Annotated in this window: 17 protein-coding genes; 7 read left to right on the top strand and 10 right to left on the bottom strand. The window is 67.5% G+C overall.

The window, feature by feature from the left end; genetic code table 11:
* Nucleotides 1-39: 39 nt before the first annotated feature.
* Complete coding sequence (locus tag M8A51_RS03570) at nucleotides 40-933, bottom strand: ATP-binding protein (protein WP_251776751.1); 894 nt, start codon at nucleotides 931-933, stop codon at nucleotides 40-42.
* A gap of 9 nt (nucleotides 934-942) precedes the next feature.
* A complete protein-coding gene (locus M8A51_RS03565; RefSeq protein ID WP_251776750.1) occupies nucleotides 943-2283 on the bottom strand; it encodes an HD domain-containing phosphohydrolase in 1341 nt (446 codons plus the stop codon).
* 346 nt (nucleotides 2284-2629) lie between these two features.
* On the opposite strand from M8A51_RS03565, the gene M8A51_RS03560 reads away from it, so the two are divergent.
* The gene (locus tag M8A51_RS03560; RefSeq protein WP_251776749.1) at nucleotides 2630-3658 is read left to right on the top strand and encodes a GGDEF domain-containing protein; all 1029 of its coding nucleotides are present in this window, start codon (nucleotides 2630-2632) and stop codon (nucleotides 3656-3658) included.
* 13 nt (nucleotides 3659-3671) lie between these two features.
* On the opposite strand, the gene M8A51_RS03555 is transcribed toward M8A51_RS03560, so the two are convergent.
* Nucleotides 3672-5084 (bottom strand): wax ester/triacylglycerol synthase family O-acyltransferase, encoded by a 1413-nt coding sequence (locus tag M8A51_RS03555; RefSeq protein WP_251776748.1) that lies wholly within the window; start codon nucleotides 5082-5084, stop codon nucleotides 3672-3674.
* Between the two features lie 80 nt (nucleotides 5085-5164).
* On the opposite strand from M8A51_RS03555, the gene M8A51_RS03550 reads away from it, so the two are divergent.
* The gene (locus M8A51_RS03550; RefSeq protein WP_251776747.1) at nucleotides 5165-5419 is read left to right on the top strand and encodes an acyl-CoA-binding protein; all 255 of its coding nucleotides are present in this window, start codon (nucleotides 5165-5167) and stop codon (nucleotides 5417-5419) included.
* Between the two features lie 166 nt (nucleotides 5420-5585).
* Here the strand turns inward: M8A51_RS03550 and M8A51_RS03545 are convergent, their stop codons facing one another.
* From M8A51_RS03545 to M8A51_RS03535, 3 genes are all read right to left on the bottom strand, one after another.
* Nucleotides 5586-5969, bottom strand: coding sequence for a polyhydroxyalkanoic acid system family protein (locus tag M8A51_RS03545; protein WP_251776746.1), 384 nt, complete (start codon nucleotides 5967-5969; stop codon nucleotides 5586-5588).
* Nucleotides 5966-7105, bottom strand: coding sequence for an aminopeptidase (locus M8A51_RS03540; RefSeq protein ID WP_251776745.1), 1140 nt, complete (start codon nucleotides 7103-7105; stop codon nucleotides 5966-5968). The genes M8A51_RS03545 and M8A51_RS03540 overlap by 4 nt, the downstream gene beginning before the upstream one ends.
* A gap of 63 nt (nucleotides 7106-7168) precedes the next feature.
* Nucleotides 7169-9241 (bottom strand): molybdopterin-containing oxidoreductase family protein, encoded by a 2073-nt coding sequence (locus M8A51_RS03535; RefSeq protein ID WP_251776744.1) that lies wholly within the window; start codon nucleotides 9239-9241, stop codon nucleotides 7169-7171.
* Nucleotides 9242-9329: 88 nt separating this feature from the next.
* Between M8A51_RS03535 and M8A51_RS03530 the strand changes: the two genes are divergently transcribed.
* The 3 genes from M8A51_RS03530 (at nucleotide 9330) to M8A51_RS03520 (ending at nucleotide 12886) form a co-directional block, all read left to right on the top strand.
* Nucleotides 9330-10463, top strand: coding sequence for an ABC transporter substrate-binding protein (locus M8A51_RS03530; protein WP_251776743.1), 1134 nt, complete (start codon nucleotides 9330-9332; stop codon nucleotides 10461-10463).
* A 133-nt stretch (nucleotides 10464-10596) separates the two neighbouring features.
* Nucleotides 10597-11790 (top strand): M20 aminoacylase family protein, encoded by a 1194-nt coding sequence (locus M8A51_RS03525; RefSeq protein ID WP_251776742.1) that lies wholly within the window; start codon nucleotides 10597-10599, stop codon nucleotides 11788-11790.
* A gap of 7 nt (nucleotides 11791-11797) precedes the next feature.
* Complete coding sequence (locus M8A51_RS03520) at nucleotides 11798-12886, top strand: M14 family metallopeptidase (RefSeq protein ID WP_251776741.1); 1089 nt, start codon at nucleotides 11798-11800, stop codon at nucleotides 12884-12886.
* A gap of 14 nt (nucleotides 12887-12900) precedes the next feature.
* Here the strand turns inward: M8A51_RS03520 and M8A51_RS03515 are convergent, their stop codons facing one another.
* The gene (locus M8A51_RS03515; RefSeq protein WP_251776740.1) at nucleotides 12901-13644 is read right to left on the bottom strand and encodes a zinc ribbon domain-containing protein; all 744 of its coding nucleotides are present in this window, start codon (nucleotides 13642-13644) and stop codon (nucleotides 12901-12903) included.
* A 177-nt stretch (nucleotides 13645-13821) separates the two neighbouring features.
* Here M8A51_RS03515 and M8A51_RS03510 point away from each other — a divergent pair, with 177 nt between their 5' ends.
* Both M8A51_RS03510 and M8A51_RS03505 read left to right on the top strand, forming a co-directional pair.
* Complete coding sequence (locus tag M8A51_RS03510; protein ID WP_251777034.1) at nucleotides 13822-14379, top strand: cysteine hydrolase family protein; 558 nt, start codon at nucleotides 13822-13824, stop codon at nucleotides 14377-14379.
* Nucleotides 14363-15379: a GlxA family transcriptional regulator gene (locus M8A51_RS03505; RefSeq protein ID WP_251776739.1), complete on the top strand. Its 1017-nt coding sequence runs from the start codon at nucleotides 14363-14365 to the stop codon at nucleotides 15377-15379. Before M8A51_RS03510 ends, M8A51_RS03505 begins: the two co-directional genes overlap by 17 nt.
* Nucleotides 15380-15386: 7 nt before the next feature.
* Here M8A51_RS03505 and M8A51_RS03500 read toward each other — a convergent pair whose 3' ends face one another.
* From M8A51_RS03500 to tal, 3 genes are read right to left on the bottom strand one after another with little or no spacing between them, the layout of a single operon-like run.
* On the bottom strand, nucleotides 15387-16001 hold the full coding sequence (locus M8A51_RS03500; protein WP_251776738.1) for an HAD family hydrolase: 615 nt from the start codon (nucleotides 15999-16001) through the stop codon (nucleotides 15387-15389).
* A gap of 13 nt (nucleotides 16002-16014) precedes the next feature.
* Nucleotides 16015-17613, bottom strand: a complete 1599-nt coding sequence (gene pgi / locus M8A51_RS03495) for a glucose-6-phosphate isomerase (protein ID WP_251776737.1) — start codon at nucleotides 17611-17613, stop codon at nucleotides 16015-16017.
* A gap of 22 nt (nucleotides 17614-17635) precedes the next feature.
* A complete protein-coding gene (tal, locus tag M8A51_RS03490) occupies nucleotides 17636-18583 on the bottom strand; it encodes a transaldolase (RefSeq protein ID WP_251776736.1) in 948 nt (315 codons plus the stop codon).
* Between the last annotated feature and the right edge of the window lie 178 nt (nucleotides 18584-18761).

Genomic DNA, 18761 nt, shown 5'->3' with positions numbered 1-18761 from the left:
CCGGGCGGTTTCATCGCGCTCGGTCCCCCGGCATGCCGTTCAGGTCGCGGCCTGCGCCGCCCCGCGATCGACCGTGCCGCTGCGGCGTGCAGGCAGCCAGACGCTGAAGCAGGTGCCCCGGCCCAGTTCGCTGTCGGCCTTGATCCACCCGCCGTGGTTCTTGACGATGTTGTACGAAATCGACAGGCCCAGCCCGGTCCCCTTGCCGACCGGCTTGGTCGTGAAGAAGGGCTCGAAGATGCGGTCCTTGAAGTCCGGCGAGATGCCTGCGCCGTTGTCCTTCACCTCGATCAGCACACCATCGTTCACTGCTGCGGTGCAGATCTCGATGACACCCTGCTCTGAGATGGCGTGCGCCGCATTGACGAACAGGTTCATCAGCACCTGGCCGATCTGTGTGGGCAGGCATTCGACCAGCGGAATCTCGGCGAAGCGGCGCTCAACAGTGGCCTTGTACTTGATCTCGTTGTTGACCACGTTGAGCGTGCTCTCGATGCACTGGTGCAGGTCGGCGGGCTGGAAGTCGTCGGCCTCCTCGATGCGCGACAGATCCTTCAGCGAACGAATGATCTGCTTGACACGGTCTATGCCGTCCTGCGACTCGGCGATCAGCGAGACGATGTCCTCGGCTAGAAACTCGACATCGATCTCGCGCTTGAGCGCAGTCACTTCGCTCGACTCGTGCCCACTGGCTTCGTAGGCACGGATCAGCCGCAGCAGATCGTTGACGTAGGTCGCCAGCGAGTTGATGTTGGAGAACACGTAGCCCATCGGGTTGTTGATCTCGTGGGCGACGCCGGCGGCAAGCTGGCCGATCGCCGCCATCTTCTCGGACTGCAGAAGTTGGCGCTGCGCCTGCTGCAGCCGTCCCAGCAGCTCTTCGCGGTCTTCGCCCTGCAGCGCGATGGGGTCGATGTTCGAGGTGTAGTTCATGGGTGAGTGTCAGGATGCGGCCGGTGCCACCGCGTCGGTCAGCACCTTGATCCATAGAAATTCGCCGGAGAAGTGTTCGTAACGCTGGATCTGCCGGATCAGTGCGGCATCGAGCACGTGCCCTTGCGACAACAGCAGCGTCCCGGCTTTCGACATCAGGTCCTGCCCGACTTCCATGCCCGGCTCCAGCCGGTCGCTCGACAGCAGCTTGCTCTGGCGCGGCACGGCCACCGCCTGACGCCGGCTCTTCAGAAAGGCATCCACGCAGCGCGGGTCGTAAACGCCGGCGCGGCCTTGGCGCAGGCGCTGGAAGGCGTGTTCCTCGGGCAGTTGCGCCAGTTCGATCGCGCCGCTGCGGTAGTGCTCATAGTCAGTGAGCACCCGCAACAGACGCGACGCGAGCGGAATCGCATCGCCGGCCAGGCTGTCGGGTTTGCCGCTACCGTCGAAGTTCTCGTACAGGTGACGCAGGATTGCACCGGCCGGCGCCAGCGACGGCAGCGCCATCAGGCATGCTTCGCCGGCCACCGGGTGGCGGCGCAGGCGTGCACGCTGGTCGCGGTTGAGCGCGGCGAACGGTACCCGCAGCAATTCGTCCGGCAGGCCCAGCTTGCCCACATCCTGCAGCAGCGCGGCAAAGGTCAGGTCGGCGATCTGCTCGCCGGCGATGCCTAGCTCCGGCGCCACTTCGCGCACGTAGCGCGCCACCGCGCGCGGGCAGCCGGCCGCGATGCCGGAGCGCGACGCCACCAGACTGGACAGCAGCTTCACGGTGCTGGTGAAGTCGGATTTCAGCCGATCGGTGGCCGCTTCCAGATCGCCCAGCGTTCTTTGCAGCTCGCCTGTGCGTTCGGCGACCAGCTGCTCCAGCCCGCCGTTCAGGCGCTTCAGTTCCGCGTTCTGCTGTTGGGTCAGCGCACGAAGCTCGTCGCGTTCCTGTTCCAGGACGCGGCGTTGCAGCCCTTCCTGCACCGCCTCCAGCAGGATCGGGTCCTCCCAGGGCTTGGTCAGGAAGCGGAAGATCTCGCCGTCGTTGACCGCCTCCATCGTCGAGCGCAGGTCGGCGTAGCCGGTCAGGAGGATGCGGATGGTCTCGGGCGCACGCTCCCGTGCGCCGCGCAGCAGTTCAGCGCCGGACATGCCGGGCATGCGCATGTCCGAGATGATCAGGTCGATCGGATGCTCAGCGAGGATCTGCAACGCCTGCTGTCCGCCCGGCGCGGTATGTATGGTGCAGCCGGTGCCGCGCAAGGCGCGCCGCAGCGCGCTCAACACGTGGGGCTCGTCGTCGACGATGAGCAAGGCCTGAGCGCGCGGCGGTGGCGGCCCGGCATCTGTAGTGGTGTCCATACTCGGCCGTTCTGGTTCTTGGCTGGCACCCGCTGCCTCATACACTCTTCCGCCCACGCGCAAACCTTGCCCGGGGGCCACAGCGTCGCCAGCCAGCTTTCAAGAGACTCGTGAACATCTTCGGCAGTCGGGAGAGATCCTTGACCGCAAGGCACTCTCACGCCGCCAGCCCGCTGTGCAGTATTTCTCGCTCCAACTGCTCGCCCCTCATTTCAGGGGGAACATGTGACGTTCGCACGCCGCGGATCTAAAGCAGGCATCGTGCACGCCGATATCCTGCGCATCTGTCAATCCTGGCAGTGGCCCTGCTCGGACGCTCCCTTGGCGTCCGCCGACTCCACACGGTATGTCCGATCCTGTCGAATCGCTTGCCGCATTGACGATCCACCGAGACCTGGACGCGCTGGATAGCGCGCTCGTCCACTCACTGGCGGAGCTGCTGCAACCGACGGCGATCGCGATTCACCGCGTCGTCGGCCTGCACCAAACGTCGAGCCGATGGTCGGTCAGCGCGCGGCTGGGCCGGTTGGTAACGTTCGGCCGGCCGGCCGAACGAGCCACCCTTGACGACGAGTTGTCGCCGCTGCACGCGCTGCCCGCACATCAGACATGCCTGGAAACCGCAACCGTGCGGAGCTTTGACGCCGCATCGAGCGGCGTCGGACTGGACATGACGCTGTTCCCCCTGGGTTCGACCGGCGGGCCGGTCGCCGTGCTTGAGATTCAGTCGCACCGCCCCCTGGAGCCGCACGAGATGCAGACGGTCGCCAGCATCCTGCGCGTGTTCCAGAACTTCTGGAACGTGCTCGACGAAAGCGAGCGCGACACGCTGACCGGCCTGTTGAACCGCAAGACCTTCGACGATGCCTTCTTCAAGACGGCGCATGCCCTGCCGGGCACGGCATCGGCGGCGCCGGGCGCCACCGGGTGCTGGATCGCGGTGTTCGACATCGACCACTTCAAATCGGTCAACGACCGCTTCGGCCACCTGATCGGCGACGAGGTGCTGCTGCTCGTCGCGCGCATGCTGCGTGAAATGTTCCGTCACCACGACCGGCTCTACCGCTTCGGCGGCGAAGAGTTCGTCGTGCTGCTGCGCTGCGACAGCGAGGCCGACGCCAGCCGCGCGCTCGAGCGCGTGCGCGAGCGCATGGCCCATCATCCGTTCCCGCAGGTCGGCAGGGTGACGGTCAGCATCGGCTTCGCGCAGGTGCTGCCGGGCGACACCCCCAGCACGGCTTTCGGCCGGGCCGACAAGGCCGTCTACCACGCCAAGCAGACCGGCCGCAACCGCGTCTGCAGCCATGCCGACCTGGTGACGCAGGGACACGCCTGCGAGCAGGAAAGCGCAGTCGGCGAGGTCGAGTTGTTCTGACCGGCGCTGCGCGTCAGTCCCAGGGCAGCATCAGGGTCAGCAGCAACAGCTTTTCGAACTCTTCGCCGAAACGGTCGATGATCTGCTGCGGCTGCGGGCACAGCTTGCGGTCGGTGATCAGGCCGAACTGCACACCGCCGCCGTACGACAGGATGCTGACGCCCATGCCGATGTCGCCCGACTGCGGCACCCAGAACATCACCTGCTTCAGCGTCGAGCCGCAGAAGCTCAGCGGCTGGCGCGGACCGGGCACGTTGGTCATCACCGCGGTGGCCTTCTTGGCGAACAGGTTCAGCAGCGCGGCCTGCACCGGCTTGATCAGCAGACCGGCCACCGAGAGCAGCGCGAACGCCAGCAGCGGCTGGTAGCTGCCCTTCAGCTCTGCCATGCGCCGCCGCACCGCGTGGACACGCTCGACCGGGTTCTCGATGCCGATCGGCAGCACCAGCGGCACCAGGCCGAAGCGGTTGCCGAGCTGGTGGGCCTTCTCGATCGGCCGCAGGTTCACCGGTACCATCGCGCGGATCTCCTTGCCTGCGGGGTCGTCGCCGTGCGCCTTCAGGTAGCTGCCGATGGCCCCGGCGACGCAGGCCAACAGCACGTCGTTGATCGAACAATCCAAGGCCTTGCCGACCGCTTTGACCTCGTCGAGCGGCACCGGCTCGCACCACGCGACGCGCTTGCCCCGGCCCGGCTTGCCCTTCAGCCGCGTCGGCGAGTCGTCGGGCATCAGCGCGAGCGCTGCCGCGTCGGTGACCACCTGGTAGCCGGTACGCGCCAGGTCGAGCGAGCCGAGCAGCGGCTGTCCCGGGCTGGACAGCAGTTCCATCGACTTCACGACGCCGTCGCCATACATGCCGATGGCCTTCACGGTCATCCCGGTCAGGGGCTTGAGCACCGCGTCGGACAGCCAGTCGCGTTCGTCATCGAGCCGGCGCGCCTTGACCGGCGGCGACACGCCGCCGTCGGTGATCGACAGCATCACCGAGATCAGCGCGATGCCGTCAGCGATGCAGTGATGGATGCGCGCAATCAGCGCGCTGCCGCCGTCCAGGTCCTCGACCAGGTGCAGCTGCCACAGCGGGTGCGCCCGATCGAACGGCTGCACCGTCAGCTCGGCGATGCGCTCCTGCAAGGCCTGCTGCGCGCTCTGGCCGCGGCGGCGCTCGACGGTCTCGCGCACCACGTGACGGTGCAGGTCGAAGTCGTCGTCGCGCACCCACGCCGCGCCCACCGGGTCCTCGACCACCTTCTGGCGAAAGCGTGCGTACTTGAGCAGCCGCTCCTCGACACGCCGGCACAGGGCCTCGTAGGGCACCTGCGGCGTGAGCATCCACACGCCGACGATCATCATCAGGTTGGACTCGCTGTCCATGCGCAGCCAGGCGGTATCCACCCGCGACATGCGCTCCACGGCTTTGGGCATGGAGCCCCTCCTCTATTCTTGTTGCAAGATGCGGTCTAGGATGCGCACCGTCAATCGACGTTTCCACCAACGAGGATCCCATGAGCGACTTGAAAGCCCGCTTCGAGCAAGCCGTTGCCGAATCGAAGACCCTGCCGGAGAAGCCGGACAACATGACCCTGCTGAAGATCTACGCGTTGTACAAGCAGGCCTCCAGCGGCGATGTCGAGGGCTCGCGCCCGGGCTTCACCGACATGGTCGGCCGCGCCAAGTGGGACGCCTGGAACGCGCTGAAGGGCCAGTCCTCCGACGAGGCGATGCAGGAATACGTCGACCTCATCGAGTCGCTGAAATAGGCCCCCCTACGGCCTGCGGCCGCCCCCCAAGGGGGCGACGCTGGCGGACCGGCGGAGCCGGATCCGCAGCGTCAGTCGGCTGGGGCCGACTGGTGCCGGGCCCTGCGCGCGCGGGCGGTTGTTTCATGGCGAGGCTCTTTTGAAGCCCTTCTGACTGGCAGATGCGTTATTTGGGGGTCTTGCCCGGCGCCTTCTTTGCTGTGGCCTTCTTGGTGGCGGCTTTCTTCGCGGGGGCGGCGCCCTTGGCGGCGCGAGTGGCTTCCTCGGCCAGCAGGGTGTCGAGGTTGTTTTCGATCTCGGCCTGGATCTTCTGCTTGAAGGCGCCGAGCAACAGGCCCAGCCGCGCGGTCAGTTCGAAGTGATCGGCCTCGACCTGCAACGTGCCCTTGACGCCGGAGCGTTCGAAGTGCACGACGTCGCAGTCGTCACCCTCCTCGACGGTGCACTCCATCTCGAACTGCTCTTCGGCGTCCTCGGCCCACTTCCACGCGATCTCGCGGGCGCGTGCCAGGCCCAGCTGGTGTTTGCGGCGGATCAGGATGTCGCTCATGGCTTCGCCTCCGACGACTGCTGCGACGTCTCCGCCACCGACCCTGTGTGTTCCATCTTGGCTCCTGCTGCTGACTGAGGCGGCTGCAGCGCGCGGCGTCGTTCTTCCTTGGGCAGCTCCGCCAGGCGCTTCACGGCATCATAGAACCGAGCGAAGTCGCGGCCTTCGGCTGCGAACAGGCGCTCGAAGCCGGGCACCAGTTCGTTGTAGGCCGCCAGCACGCCGAGCGAGGCATTGTTCGCCCGCGTGAACCACCCGTCGTAGCCGGCATAGCCGTTCCAGCGCTCGCGTTTCATCGTCTCGTAGTCGGCGCGCAGCTGCCCGAACAGCTCGGCCTTGCGCCGGCGCATCTCGTCGGGCGCGACGCGGCTGCGGTACAGCGTCTGCAACCGGGCACGGTAGCCCAGCGTCAGCGCGCGAAACTCCTGGCGCCGCGCGTCGAAGCGGACGTACTCCTCGCGCGCCTGCGCGCTGGCGTGTGTGCCGAGCCAACGCCACCCGCCAAGACGCTCCACCGCGGTCGCGAAGGATTCGTTGAACGTCGTGTCGCCCTTGGCATACGCCACCTGGTGCGCCAGCTCGTGAAAGATCAGCCGCGCCAGCTCGCCCTCGGGGTAGTGGATGAAGGTGTTGAGCAGCGGGTCGTCGAACCAGCCGAGCGTTGAATAGGCGGGCACGCCGTAGACCGCGACTTCGTAGCCTTCGGCGCGCAACGCCTCGGCCAGTTCGTCGGCCTTCGCCTTGTCGAAATAGCCGCGGTAGCCGACACAGCCGACCACCGGGAAACACCAGGTCTTCAGTTCCAGCGACAGCTCCGGCGCGGCCACGATGTTCCAGACCGCCGCCGGGCGGTGCAGATCGGCATAGCGGCGGTAGCTGCCGTTGTCTGGCAGCTTCAGTTCGCTCACCGCGTAGTCGCGAATGCGCTGGCTCAGCACGAGCCGCTCGCGCAACTTGTCGGGCGTCTCGGCGGCGTCGATCCACTGCGGCACCGGCCGCGCGTCGTTGAGCAGCGAGAAATGCCCCCGCACCGACTGCGCCAGGTACCCGACCGAGCCGCAGCCCGCGAGCCCGAACCCTGCCAGGGCCGACGCCGCGAGCACCGCAGCGAAAGCCAGCCGTCGACGTGCTTGCATGTTGCTGATCACCTTTCGTGCCGGCAGTCTAAGAGAGACGCGCGGTGCAGCACGCAAAAAACCTCAGCCCGCCTGCACCTCGACCAGCACGTCGTAGAAGCACGGCCCGCGTCCGATGTCGGTGAGCCGCTGATGCGTCAGTTCGTTGACGTTGGTGCCCCGCTGCCCGAGCTTGCGCCACCAGATACCGAGCCCGTTGACGACCCCGGGGCGGGCGCGTTCGCTGACGCGAGCGATGCACCAGTATTCGCCGCGGTCGTTGAAGACACGCACGGTGCCCCCGTCTTCGATGCCGCGCGGCACGGCATCCTGCGGGTGGATCTCGAGCAGCGGCTCGCCTTCGATGTCGCGCAGGCTGCGCACGTTGACGAAGCTCGAGTTGAGAAAGTTGCGCGCCGGCGGCGAAATCATCGCCAGTGGGTAGCGCGCAGCCAGCGCCGGTGACGTCGCCCGGCTTTCGTGGTTGGGCACGAAGTCGGGCGCTTCGACCGCGGCCGAGGCAATGATGCAGCGGCCCGAGGGCGTCGGGAAGCCGCCATCGGCGAACGGCGCGTCGGGCAGCGCCAGCTTCATCCAGCCGCGCGCGCGCAATTCGTCCAGCGCGATGTGCGAGCCGAAGGCCTGCGCGGCGACGGTCTCGTCGCTTTCTTGCAGACATGGGTCCTCCAGCCGCATGCGGGCGGCCAGTTCACGGAACACCTGCGTGTTCGGCTTCGCTTCGCCCAGCGGCGCGACGGCCGGCTCGTTGATCAGTGCATAGGTGTGCCCATAGCTCGCATGCACGTCCAGGTGTTCGAGCTGCGTGGTCGCCGGCAGCACGTAGTCCGCCACGTCTGCGGTGTCGGTCATGAAATGTTCCAGCACCACGGTGAACAGGTCTTCGCGCCGGAATCCCTGCACCACCTGCGGCGATTGCGGCGCCACCGCCACCGGGTTGCTGTTGTAGACCACCAGCGCTTCGATCTTCGGGCCGAACTCGGGCGCCGCCTCGCGCAGCAGGTCGGCGCCGATCGTGCTCATGTTGACCGTTCGTGGATTGCGCGCGCCCAGCAGGTCGGGCCGCTGCAGCGCTGCCTTGTCGACCGGGAACCAGCCCGAACTGGACAGCAGCAGCCCACCGGCACGGTGCCGCCAGGCGCCGACCAGGCACGGCAGCACGGCGATCAGACGCACGGCATTGCCGCCCCCCTTCACGCGCTGCATGCCGTAGTTGAGCCGGATCGCCGCCGGCGCCAGCGTCGCATAGTCGTGCGCCAGCTGCCGCACCTCGTCGGCCGTGATGCCGCACACCTGCGCGGTGCGCTCCGGCGTCCACGCCAGGGCCTTCTCGCGCAGCGCCGGCCAGCCATCGGTGTACCGCTCGATGTAGTCGTGGTCGAGCCGGTCCTGGGCGATCAGCTCGTGCATCAGGCCCAACGCCAACGCTCCGTCGGTGCCGGGTAACACCTGCAGGTGCTGGTGGCACTTGTCGGCCGTCTCGGTGCGGCGCGGGTCGATGCAGACGAGCCGGGCGCCGTTGCGCTTGGCCTGTTGCGCAAAGCTCCAGAAATGCAGGTTCGACGCGATCGAGTTGCTGCCCCAGATCACGATCAGCCGGCTTTCGGCGAAATGCTCCAGGTGCATGCCGACCTTGCCGCCATAAGTGGCCGCGAGCGCCTCGCTGCCGGCACTGGCACAGATCGTGCGGTCCAGCCGCGAGGCGCCGAGCGCATGGAAAAAGCGTGCCGCGATGCTTTCACCTTGCACCAGGCCCATCGTGCCGGCATAGCTGTAAGGAACGATGGCTTCGGGGTCGCGCGCCGCGATCGCCTGCAGGCGATCGGCGATATCCCGCAAGGCTTCGTCCCAGCCGACCTGCACGAAGTGGCCGCTGCCCTTCGGGCCGATCCGCTTCAAGGGGTGCAGCACGCGTTCCGGGTGGTAGGTGCGCTCGGGATAACACGAGACCTTCCGGCACAGCGCTCCATGCGTCGGCGGGTGCTCCGGGTCGCCTTGCACCTTCACGGCGCGGCCGCCTTCGACCGTGACGCGCATCGCACAGGTGTCGGGGCAGTCGTGCGGGCAGGCCGCACGCACGAACTTCGAAGATTCGTGCGGTATCGCGCATTCCCCCTTCAGCGGGGTTTCCGGTGGCATCGGCATTGCTTAACCTGTGAAGTGTTTCGACCGGCACACGTCGTGTGCGATCTGCGGGCGCGATTTGCCCCGATGACCGGACTTTGCCATGCCTTCGACCTCCCTGTCCCGCCGCCGGACACTTCGGCTTTTCGGCTCCGCTGCCGCCTCGCTCGCGCTGCCTGCACAGGCGCAGGCCGAGCGCATCGTGCTCGGGCAGTCCGCTGCCTTCACCGGCCCTGCCGCGCAGCTGGGCATACAGATGAACCGGGGGGCACGCGTGCTGCTCGACCAGGTCAACGCGTCGGGCGGCATCGGCGGGCGCCAGATCGAGCTGCGCACGCTCGACGACGGCTACGAGCCCGAGCGCTGCAAGGCGAACACCGAGAGATTCCTGCGCGACGGCGTGTTTGCCTTGTTCGGCTACGTCGGCACGCCCACCTGCATGGCGGCGTTGCCGCTGGTCAACGAGGCGCGCACGCCTTTCATCGGACCGTTCACCGGCGCCGAAGCACTGCGCGACCCGTTCAGCCGCTACGTGTTCCACGTGCGTGCGTCCTACTTCGACGAAACGGCACTGGTGGTCAAGAACCTCACCTCGCTCGGCTTGAACCGCATCGCTGTCTTCTACCAGGACGACAGCTACGGCATGGCCGGCCTGACCGGCGTGCAGCGCGCGCTGGAATCGCGCGGCCTGAAGCCCGCCGCGCTCGGCACGGTGCAGCGCAATTCGGTGGACGTCGCGGCCGCGGTGAAGTCCATCGTGGCGGCGCGACCGCAGGCGGTCGTGCAGATCAGCGCCTACAAGAGTTGCGCCGCGTTCATCCGCGAAGCCCGCAAGGCCGGCTTCGGCGGCACCTTCTTCAACGTGTCTTTTGTCGGCACCCAGGCACTGGCCGATGAACTGGGCCGTGAAGGCCAGGGTGTGATGATCAGCCAAGTCATGCCCTACCCCTACAGCCCGGCGATAGCGATCTGCCGCGAATACCTCGACGCCCTCAAGGCGGCTGGCGGCAACGCGCAGCCGAACTACTCCAGCATCGAGGGCTACATCGCTGCCAAAGTGCTGGTCGAAGGCCTGAAACGAGCGTCCAAGCCGACGCCGGACGGCCTCATCGCCGGCCTTGAGTCGATCAACACCTCGTTCGGCGGCTTCAATGTCGTCTTTGGTCCCCGCAAGCACACGGCTTCCAGCTTCGTCGAACTGTCGATGCTGACCGCAGACGGCGGGGTGCGGCGTTGATGCCCACGGCCGCACAGGGTCCGGGTTGCCGGGCTACACTGAAATGGCCCCCGGCCACGCCCGGCGGCGCCGTCCCTCTTCTTGTTGTGCGCTGGCGGTCGCAGGCTCCGCTGGCGCCCGTCGGAGTTCCGCCATGCAGTTGATCGAATCGATCCTGGCCGATGCCGCCACCGTCGCACAGATGCGGCGCAGCATCCACGCTCATCCCGAACTGTGCTTCGAGGAAGTCCGTACCTCCGACCTGATTGCGCAGGCTCTTACCGAGTGGGGCATCCCGATCCATCGCGGCCTGGGCAAGACCGGCGTCGTCGGCATCGTCAAGAACGGCACATCGAACCGCGCCATCGGCCTGCGCGCCGACATCGATGCGCTGCCGATCACCGAGCACAACCAGTTCCCGCATGCCAGCCAGCACCCCGGGAAGATGCACGCTTGCGGCCACGACGGCCACACAGCGATGCTGCTCGCGGCGGCGAAGCACCTGGCCCGGCACCGCAACTTCGACGGCACGGTGTACCTGGTGTTCCAGCCGGCAGAAGAAGGCGGCGGCGGCGCGCGCGAAATGATTCGCGACGGCCTGTTCGAGCGCTTCCCGATGGAGGCGATGTTCGGCATGCACAACTGGCCGGGCATGCAGGTGGGCCAGTTCGCGATCAAGAACGGGCCGTGCTTCGCATCGAGCAACGAGTTCCACATCAGGATCCGCGGCAAGGGCGCGCATGCGGCGATGCCGCACCTCGGCACCGACCCGGTGCCGGTGGCCTGCCAGATGGTGCAGGCCTTCCAGACCATCATCACGCGCAACAAGCGCCCGATCGACGCCGGGGTGATCTCGGTGACGATGATCCACACCGGCGAAGCGACCAACGTCGTGCCGGACAGCTGCGAAATCCAGGGCACCGTGCGTACCTTCACGCTCGACGTGCTGGACCTGATCGAGCAGCGCATGAAGGCAATCGCAGAACACACGGCAGCCGCCTTCGATTGCGAGTGCGTGTTCGAGTTCAGTCGCAACTACCCGCCGACGATCAACCACCCGGCAGAGACCGAGTTCGCCCGCAGCGTGATGGCCGACGTGGTCGGCGCCGAGAACGTGCTCGAGTTCGAACCGACGATGGGCGCCGAGGACTTCAGCTACTTCCTGCTCGAGAAACCGGGCGCCTACTTCCTGATCGGCAACGGCGATGGCTCGCACCGCGAAGGCGGCCACGGGCTGGGGCCCTGCATGCTGCACAACCCCAGCTACGACTTCAACGACGACCTGATCCCACTGGGTGCCACCTTGTGGGTGCGCATGGCCGAACGCTGGCTCAACACGGTGCGTTGAGGTGGTCATGAAGACGGACGTTGACGGTTTCGCCGGCAGCTATGCCGAGGCGCGGCAGAAGTTCCTGGGGTCCTGCGAAGACGCGGGCCTGGACGTCGAGCACCACGTGCACCCGATGCTCGGACGCGACGGCGAAACACTCGCGCTCGATGTCTGCCGGGAAGGACCGCGCGACGCCGAACGGGTGCTGATCCTCAGCAGCGCCTGCCACGGCGTTGAAGGCTACGCAGGCTCCGGCATCCAGATCGCGCTGCTGCGCGACACTGCGTGGCACCACGCAGTGCACGACAGCGGCGTTGCGGTGCTCTATCTGCACGCGCTCAATCCCTACGGCTTCTCGTGGCTGCGGCGCGTCACCCACGAGAACGTCGACCTGAACCGCAACTTCCACGACTTCTCGAAGCCGCTGCCGGCCAACGACGCCTATGCCGACGTCCACCCGCTGCTGCTGCCGGCCGCCTGGCCGCCCTCCACGGAGGACGAGCAGGCATTGCAGGCCTACATCGCGCAGCACGGCGTCGCGGCCTTTCAGGCCGCCGTCTCGCAGGGCCAGCACACGCACGAGGCAGGCCTGTACTTCAGCGGTCGCAACCCGACGTGGAGCAACCTGACGCTGCGCCACGTGCTGCGCGATCACAACCTGCACACGCGCGACCTCGCCTGGATCGACCTGCACACCGGCCTGGGTCCGCGCGGCCATGGCGAGCGCATCTTCGCGTCGCGCAACGATGCTCAGGACCTGGCGCGCGCGCGTCGCTGGTGGGGCCCGGAGGTGACATCGATCTACGAAGGCTCGTCGAGCTCGGCACTCCTGACCGGCATGATGTGGTTGTCGGTCTTCGACGAATGTCCCCAGGCACGCTACACCGGCATCGCGCTGGAGTACGGCACGCTCCCGCTGCTCGACGTGCTCAATGCGCTGCGTGCAGAGCATTGGCTCGACCATCACCCCGAGGTGGGCCCGCCGCAGTCCGGCGCGATCAAGCAACAACTGCGAGACGCGTTCTACATCGACGCCGACGACTGGAAGCTGCAGCTCGTCGCGCAGGCCCGCGAGGCGGCGCTGCAGGCGCTGGCCGGGCTGAGCGCCGGCTGACCGCTTGCCGCCGCTCAGGGCCGGTTGTCCGTGCTGCCGGTCGGGCATTCGGGCACCTCGCCCCAGTGGCCGTCGTTGCAGTACTTCCATTTGGTCTTTTCGAGGCACGTCGTACGGCTGAAGAAGTTGCCGCTGTTGCGCCGGCACTCGTCTCGTGCGGCCAGGTACTCGGCATACCAGCCGCCGCCGACCGCCGGCTTGCGCGCCGCCGGAGCCGGCTCGGGCGGCGGCGTGTGCCGCTGTGCGGTGGCCGGCGGCTTCTCGGACCGGAGCCGGGGCGGCGCGGGGGTAGGAGCCGGCTCGGGTGCAGGCAGCGTGGGCGCTGCCGCCGCCTCGACCGGCTCTTCCTGCACCGGGGCACGCTTCGATTCAGCGGACTCAGGCCGCAGCACTTCTGTGGCAGCGCTCGCCGCCGGCTCGGCCGGGCGAGGCGCCTGAACCACCGCGGGGCGGCTGCCGCCGTCCTCCAGGGCCTGGCGACCGGCCAGCCACCAGGCGGTCGCCGCACCGGCAATCACCAGCACCGCCAGTCCGGCACCGATCCCCACCGCCTGGCGTGAGGCCCCCCGCCCCGGCGGCACCGCCGCAGCCGGCTTGGCCGGCTCGGGCGCGCCGCAATGCACGCAGTAGCGGGCGCCGGGGTCGTTGGGCTGATCACAGGCCCGGCACGGCACGGGTCCGATCGACATCGCGGCCCCGCACGCGTGGCAGAACTTGGCGTGGGGCGGGTTCTGGGCACCGCAACCGATGCAATCCATGAGCAGGCATCCGTGGCGTCAAAAAGGCAAGCATACCCGCTGGCCGCAATGGCTCTGGAAGCCGGGGACGGGCGACATGCAGGTTCGTCCGAAAGTGATCGATACCGACCCGTTTATGTCACGCCCGGGAGGCTGCGCACCTCTAGCATCCGTGTCATCATTCACACGGAACCTGTCATGCATACCGCGCTGATTCTGATCGACGTTCAAGAGTCCTTTCGCCACCGCCCTTACTGGAGCGAGGCCGAGGTGCCGCGCTTGCTCGAGCGCACGCACGCGCTGCTCGACGGCTGCCAGGCGCGCGGCATTCCGGTCGTGCGCATCCTGCATACCGACGGACCGGAGGCGCCAAACAACCCCTTTTCCCGGGTATCCGGGCTGGTGCGTCCGCTCGAAGGCCTGCAGGCTTGCGACGCTGCAGCCGAATTCCTCAAGCACCGCCACAGCGCGCTGGTCGGCACCGGCCTCCCAATCTGGCTGCGGCAGCACGGCATCGACCGGCTGATCATCGCCGGCATCCGAACCGAGCAATGCTGCGAAACCACCGCGCGACACGCCAGCGACGAAGGCTTCGAGGTCGACTACGTGACCGAGGCCACGCTGACCTTCGCCATGACACAACCCGACGGCAGCCTGTTGTCGCCGCGTGACCTGATGCTGCGTACGGAGACCGTGTTGAAGGACCGCTTCGCGACGATCGCCACGGTGGGGGAGGCACTTGAACGGGCGCACTAACCGCTTATCCGAGCCTGCCGGCATCGACGTGCTGTTCGTCGTGCTGCCGGGCTCGCTGTTGCTGGACATCGCCGGGCCGGCCGAAGCCTTCCGCGTGGCGAACCAGCATCTGCAGTCCCACGGCCGGCCGGCTCGCTTTCGTCTGCGTTTTGCCGGCCCGGCGCCCGAGGCCTGCAGTTCCGTCGGCCTGACACTCGGCGGGCTGGAACCGCTGCCGCAAACTGTCGAAGGTCGCACGTGGTGCGTGCTGGTCGGCCTGCAGGGGACGCTGGCGGCGCGGCAATCGTGTCACTGGCTCCAGGCGCGCGACTGGCTCAGCCGCTGGCTGGCACCTGTGCTCGCCGATGCGAACACGGGTTGCAAGCTCGTGACCGTGTGTGCGGGCACCCTGCTGGCCGCCGATGCCGGCCTGCTGGCGCGCCGGCGGTGCACGACCCATCACGAAGTGCTCGCCGCCTTGCAGGCGTTGGCGCCCGAGGCCGAGGTGGTGGGCAACCGGGTGTTCGTCGAGGACGGCCCCGTGGCCTCGAGTGCCGGCATCACTTCGGGCATCGACCTCGCTTTGCACCTGATCGCCGCGGAAGCCGGCGATGCCGCCGCTGCCGCCGTGGCGCAGACGATGGTGGTGTACCTGCGCCGCGGCCCGCAGGACCCGGAGCTGTCGCCCTTGCTCACCCACCGTCACCACCTGCATCCCGCCGTGCACCGGGTGCAGGACGCCGTCTGCGCCGACCCGGCCGCCCATTGGAACGTCGAGACCATGGCGCAGGCCGCGCATGTCACGCCGCGCCACCTGCATCGCCTGTTCTGCCTGCATGCAGGCATCGCCCCGCTGGCCTACCTGCAACGCATCCGCGTCGAACGCGCGCGGCAGGCGTTGACCCAGGGCGCGAGCGTCGGGCAGGCGGCCGAAGCGGCCGGCTTCGGCTCGGATCTGGCCCTACGCCGCGCCTGGAAGACCCACGCGCAAGGCACGCCGCGCGAAGCCCGCGCGGCTTGAGCCGCGATCACAGCACGCCCAGCGCTTCCAATTCGCCTTGCGCTTGCGCGGCGTCGGCGAAGTGCACGGTGCGTATGCCGAGGCCGCGTGCCGTTTCCACATTCACCCGGTGGTCGTCCAGAAAAACCGCCTCGTCGGGTGTGCTGCCAAACACCCGCAATGCGTGATGGAAGATCGCCGGGTCCGGCTTGATCAGCTGGACGCGCGACGAGAACACCCCGCCGTCGAACCACTCGAAGAAGGCGTGGTGGGTTTCGAGATGCGCCGCATACGGCACCGGCATGTTCGACAGGTAGAACAGCCGGTGGCCCGCCGCCTTCACGCGGCGCATCAACTCGACGCTGGTCTCGATGGCCTGCAACTCGGCCGGGATCGCATCGATCACCGCGGCGACCTCGTGCACCTGCAGCTTCAGCCGGTGCGCAATGCGCTGCGCCAGAGCCGGCGCCTCGATGGTGCCGCGGTCGAACTCGCCCCAATCGCCGCCGTAGTTCTGGAAAAAGCCGTCCACCAGGCGGGCGAGCGCCTCGGGCGTGGCAGTATGGGCCGGCAGGCATTGTGCGAGCAGCACTGCCGGCCGCCAACGGAACACGACGCCGCCGAAATCGAAGATGACGTTCATGCAGGCGCGCACCTCAGGCTGTCAGCCGCCGCAGCAGGCCCGCGGTGGAGCCGTCGAGCCCGCCGAGCTCACCCGAGCCGAGGCGTGGCAGCAGGTCGTTGCACAAGGCCTTGCCCAGCTCGACGCCCCATTGATCGAAGCTGTTGATGCGCCACAGCGCACCGCTGGTGAACACCCGGTGCTCGTACAGCGAAATCAGCGCACCCAGGCTGCGCGGCGTCAGTTGCTCCAGCAGCAGCGTCGTGCTGGGTCGGTTGCCTGGGAAGGTGCGATGGCGCGCGACCGTCTGCGCATCCAGTTCGCTCGAGGCGGTCGGCGCCTTCTCGCCCCGTGCCTGTTCGGTGGTCTTGCCCAGCATCAGCGCCTGCGCCTGCGCAAGCCCGTTGGCCAGCAGCTTGGCGTGCAGGTCGGCATGCGGATGCGTCGGCCGCTTGACAAGGACGAACTCAACCGGGATCACGTCGGTGCCCTGGTGCAGCATCTGGAAGTAGGCGTGCTGCCCGTTGGTGCCCGGCTCGCCCCACACCACGGGCGAGGTGCCGAACGGCAGGCGCTCGCCATCGAGGTCGACGCACTTGCCGTTGCTCTCCATCTCGAGTTGCTGCAGGTAAGCCGGCAGACGCCGCAGACCCTGGTGATAGGGCGCGATGCTGCGGCTGGTGTAGTGGTGGAAGTTGCGGTACCAGACGTCGAGCAGCCCCAGCAGCGCCGGCAGATTGCGCTCCAGCGGTGCCTCGGCGAAGTGCCGGTCCATCGCGTGCGCGCCCGCCAGCAGCGCGCGGAAGTTGTCGGCGCCGATGGCCAGTGCGATCGGCAGGCCGATCGCCGACCACAGCGAATAGCGGCCACCGACCCAGTCCCAGAAACCGAACGTGGTGGCAATGCCGAATTCGGCCGCGGCCTCCACGTTGGTGGTCGTCGCGACGAAATGCTTCGCGGTGTCTGCGCCGCCGTGCTGCAGGAACCACGCCTTGGCGACATGCGCGTTGGCCATGGTCTCTTGCGTCGTGAAGGTCTTCGACGCGATGATGAACAGCGTCTCCTCCGGCTTCAGCTTGCGCAGCACCGGCGTGATGTCGTGGCCGTCGACGTTGGAGACGAAATGGAAGTTCAGGCCCGGATGGACGAACGCGTCGAGCGCCGGCACCACCATCTGCGGCCCCAGGTCGGAGCCGCCGATGCCGATGTTGACGACGTGCCGGATACCGCTGCGCGCTGTGTCGCGCACTTCCTCGACGTAGGTCAGCATCCGGTCCAGCACCTCGTGCACTTCGGCGCTGTGCGGCCCCCGGCCCTGCGGCGCGCGCAACGCGGTATGCAGCACGGCGCGGCCCTCGGTGTGGTTGATCGGCGCGCCCGCGAACATCGCGTCGCGGCGCTCGGCGAGGCGGCATTCCTGCGCCAGCTCGAGCAACAGCTTGAGCGTCGCGAGATCGAGGTGGTTCTTCGACAGGTCTGCGAACACTTCGGGCGCTTCGACGCCGAAGGCAGCAAAGCGCCCGGGGTCGCGCGCGAAGGCCTCGCGCAGATCGAAATCGCGTCCGTGGGCTTCGTAGTGCCCCTTCAACGCAGCCCAAGCCGTCGTGCGGTCGCAGCGCGGTGCGGTCGTCATCGTTGTCCTTCCCGAGAAAAAATCAAAGCGCCTGGATCAGTCCTTCGAGTTTGACGGCATCGACCGCGAACTGGCGAATGCCCTCAGCGAGCTTCTCGGTCGCCATGGCGTCCTCGTTCAGCGCGTAGCGGAAGCTCGCCTCGTTGTACGCCACCGCCTTGATGCTTGCGCCACGCGCAGCATGAGGGTCGAGGTAGCGCGTGACCGGCGCGTCGCTCGCGTGCAGTTGCGCCAGCAGTTCGGGGCTGATCGTCAGCAGATCGCAGCCGGCCAGTGCGAGGATCTGCCCGGCGTTGCGGAAGCTGGCGCCCATGACTTCGGTCTCGATACCGAAGTGCTTGTAGTAGTTGTAGATCTGGGTGACGGAACGCACGCCGGGGTCGTTGACGCCGGCATTCGCCGCTTCGTCCCAGCTGCTGCCGGCGGTCTTCTTGTACCAATCGTAGATGCGACCGACGAAGGGCGAAATCAGCTGCACGCCGGCCTCGCCGCATGCCACCGCCTGGCAGAAAGAGAACAGCAGCGTCAGATTGCAACGGATGCCCTCGTGCTGCAGCGCTCGGGCCGCCTGGATGCCCTCCCAGGTCGACGCGACCTTGATGAGCACGCGCTCGCGGCCAATGCCGGCCTCTTCGTACAGCGCCATGATGCGTTGCGCTCGGGCGATGGTCGCGGCAGTGTCGAAGCTGAGCCGAGCATCCACCTCGGTCGAGACCCGGCCGGGCACGACCTTGAGGATCTCGAGGCCGAAGCGCACCAGCACCTGGTCGATGATCTGATCGATCGGCTCGCCGCGATGCGCCGCGACCGCTTCGGCCAGTAGCGGCTGATAGTCGGGCTGCTGCACCGCCTTCAGGATTAGCGAAGGGTTGGTGGTGGCGTCCTTCGGGGCGAACTGCGCGAGCTGCTTGAAGTTGCCGGTGTCGGCGACGACGGTGGTGTATTGCTTGAGCGCTTCCAGTGAGGTCATGGTCGGTCCAGAGAAACGGTGCAAAACCGAATTGTCGGCGCTGGTCGTGGCGGCTTTTGCCGACGGCCACGACAGGCAGCGTGCTTCGGCAAGGCACGCATGGTAACAAGGTTACCCCGTAACCCGCCTGTAATCGGCGCCTTTCCACCCTTCCGGCAGCCAAGCTGCAGGCCTTGGT

Origin of the sequence: Caldimonas mangrovi, from assembly GCF_023721835.1 — a bacterium.
Lineage (GTDB): Bacteria > Pseudomonadota > Gammaproteobacteria > Burkholderiales > Burkholderiaceae_C > Caldimonas > Caldimonas mangrovi.
Note: the sequence above shows the minus strand (reverse complement) of the source record. Positions and strands in the feature narration are given on the sequence as shown.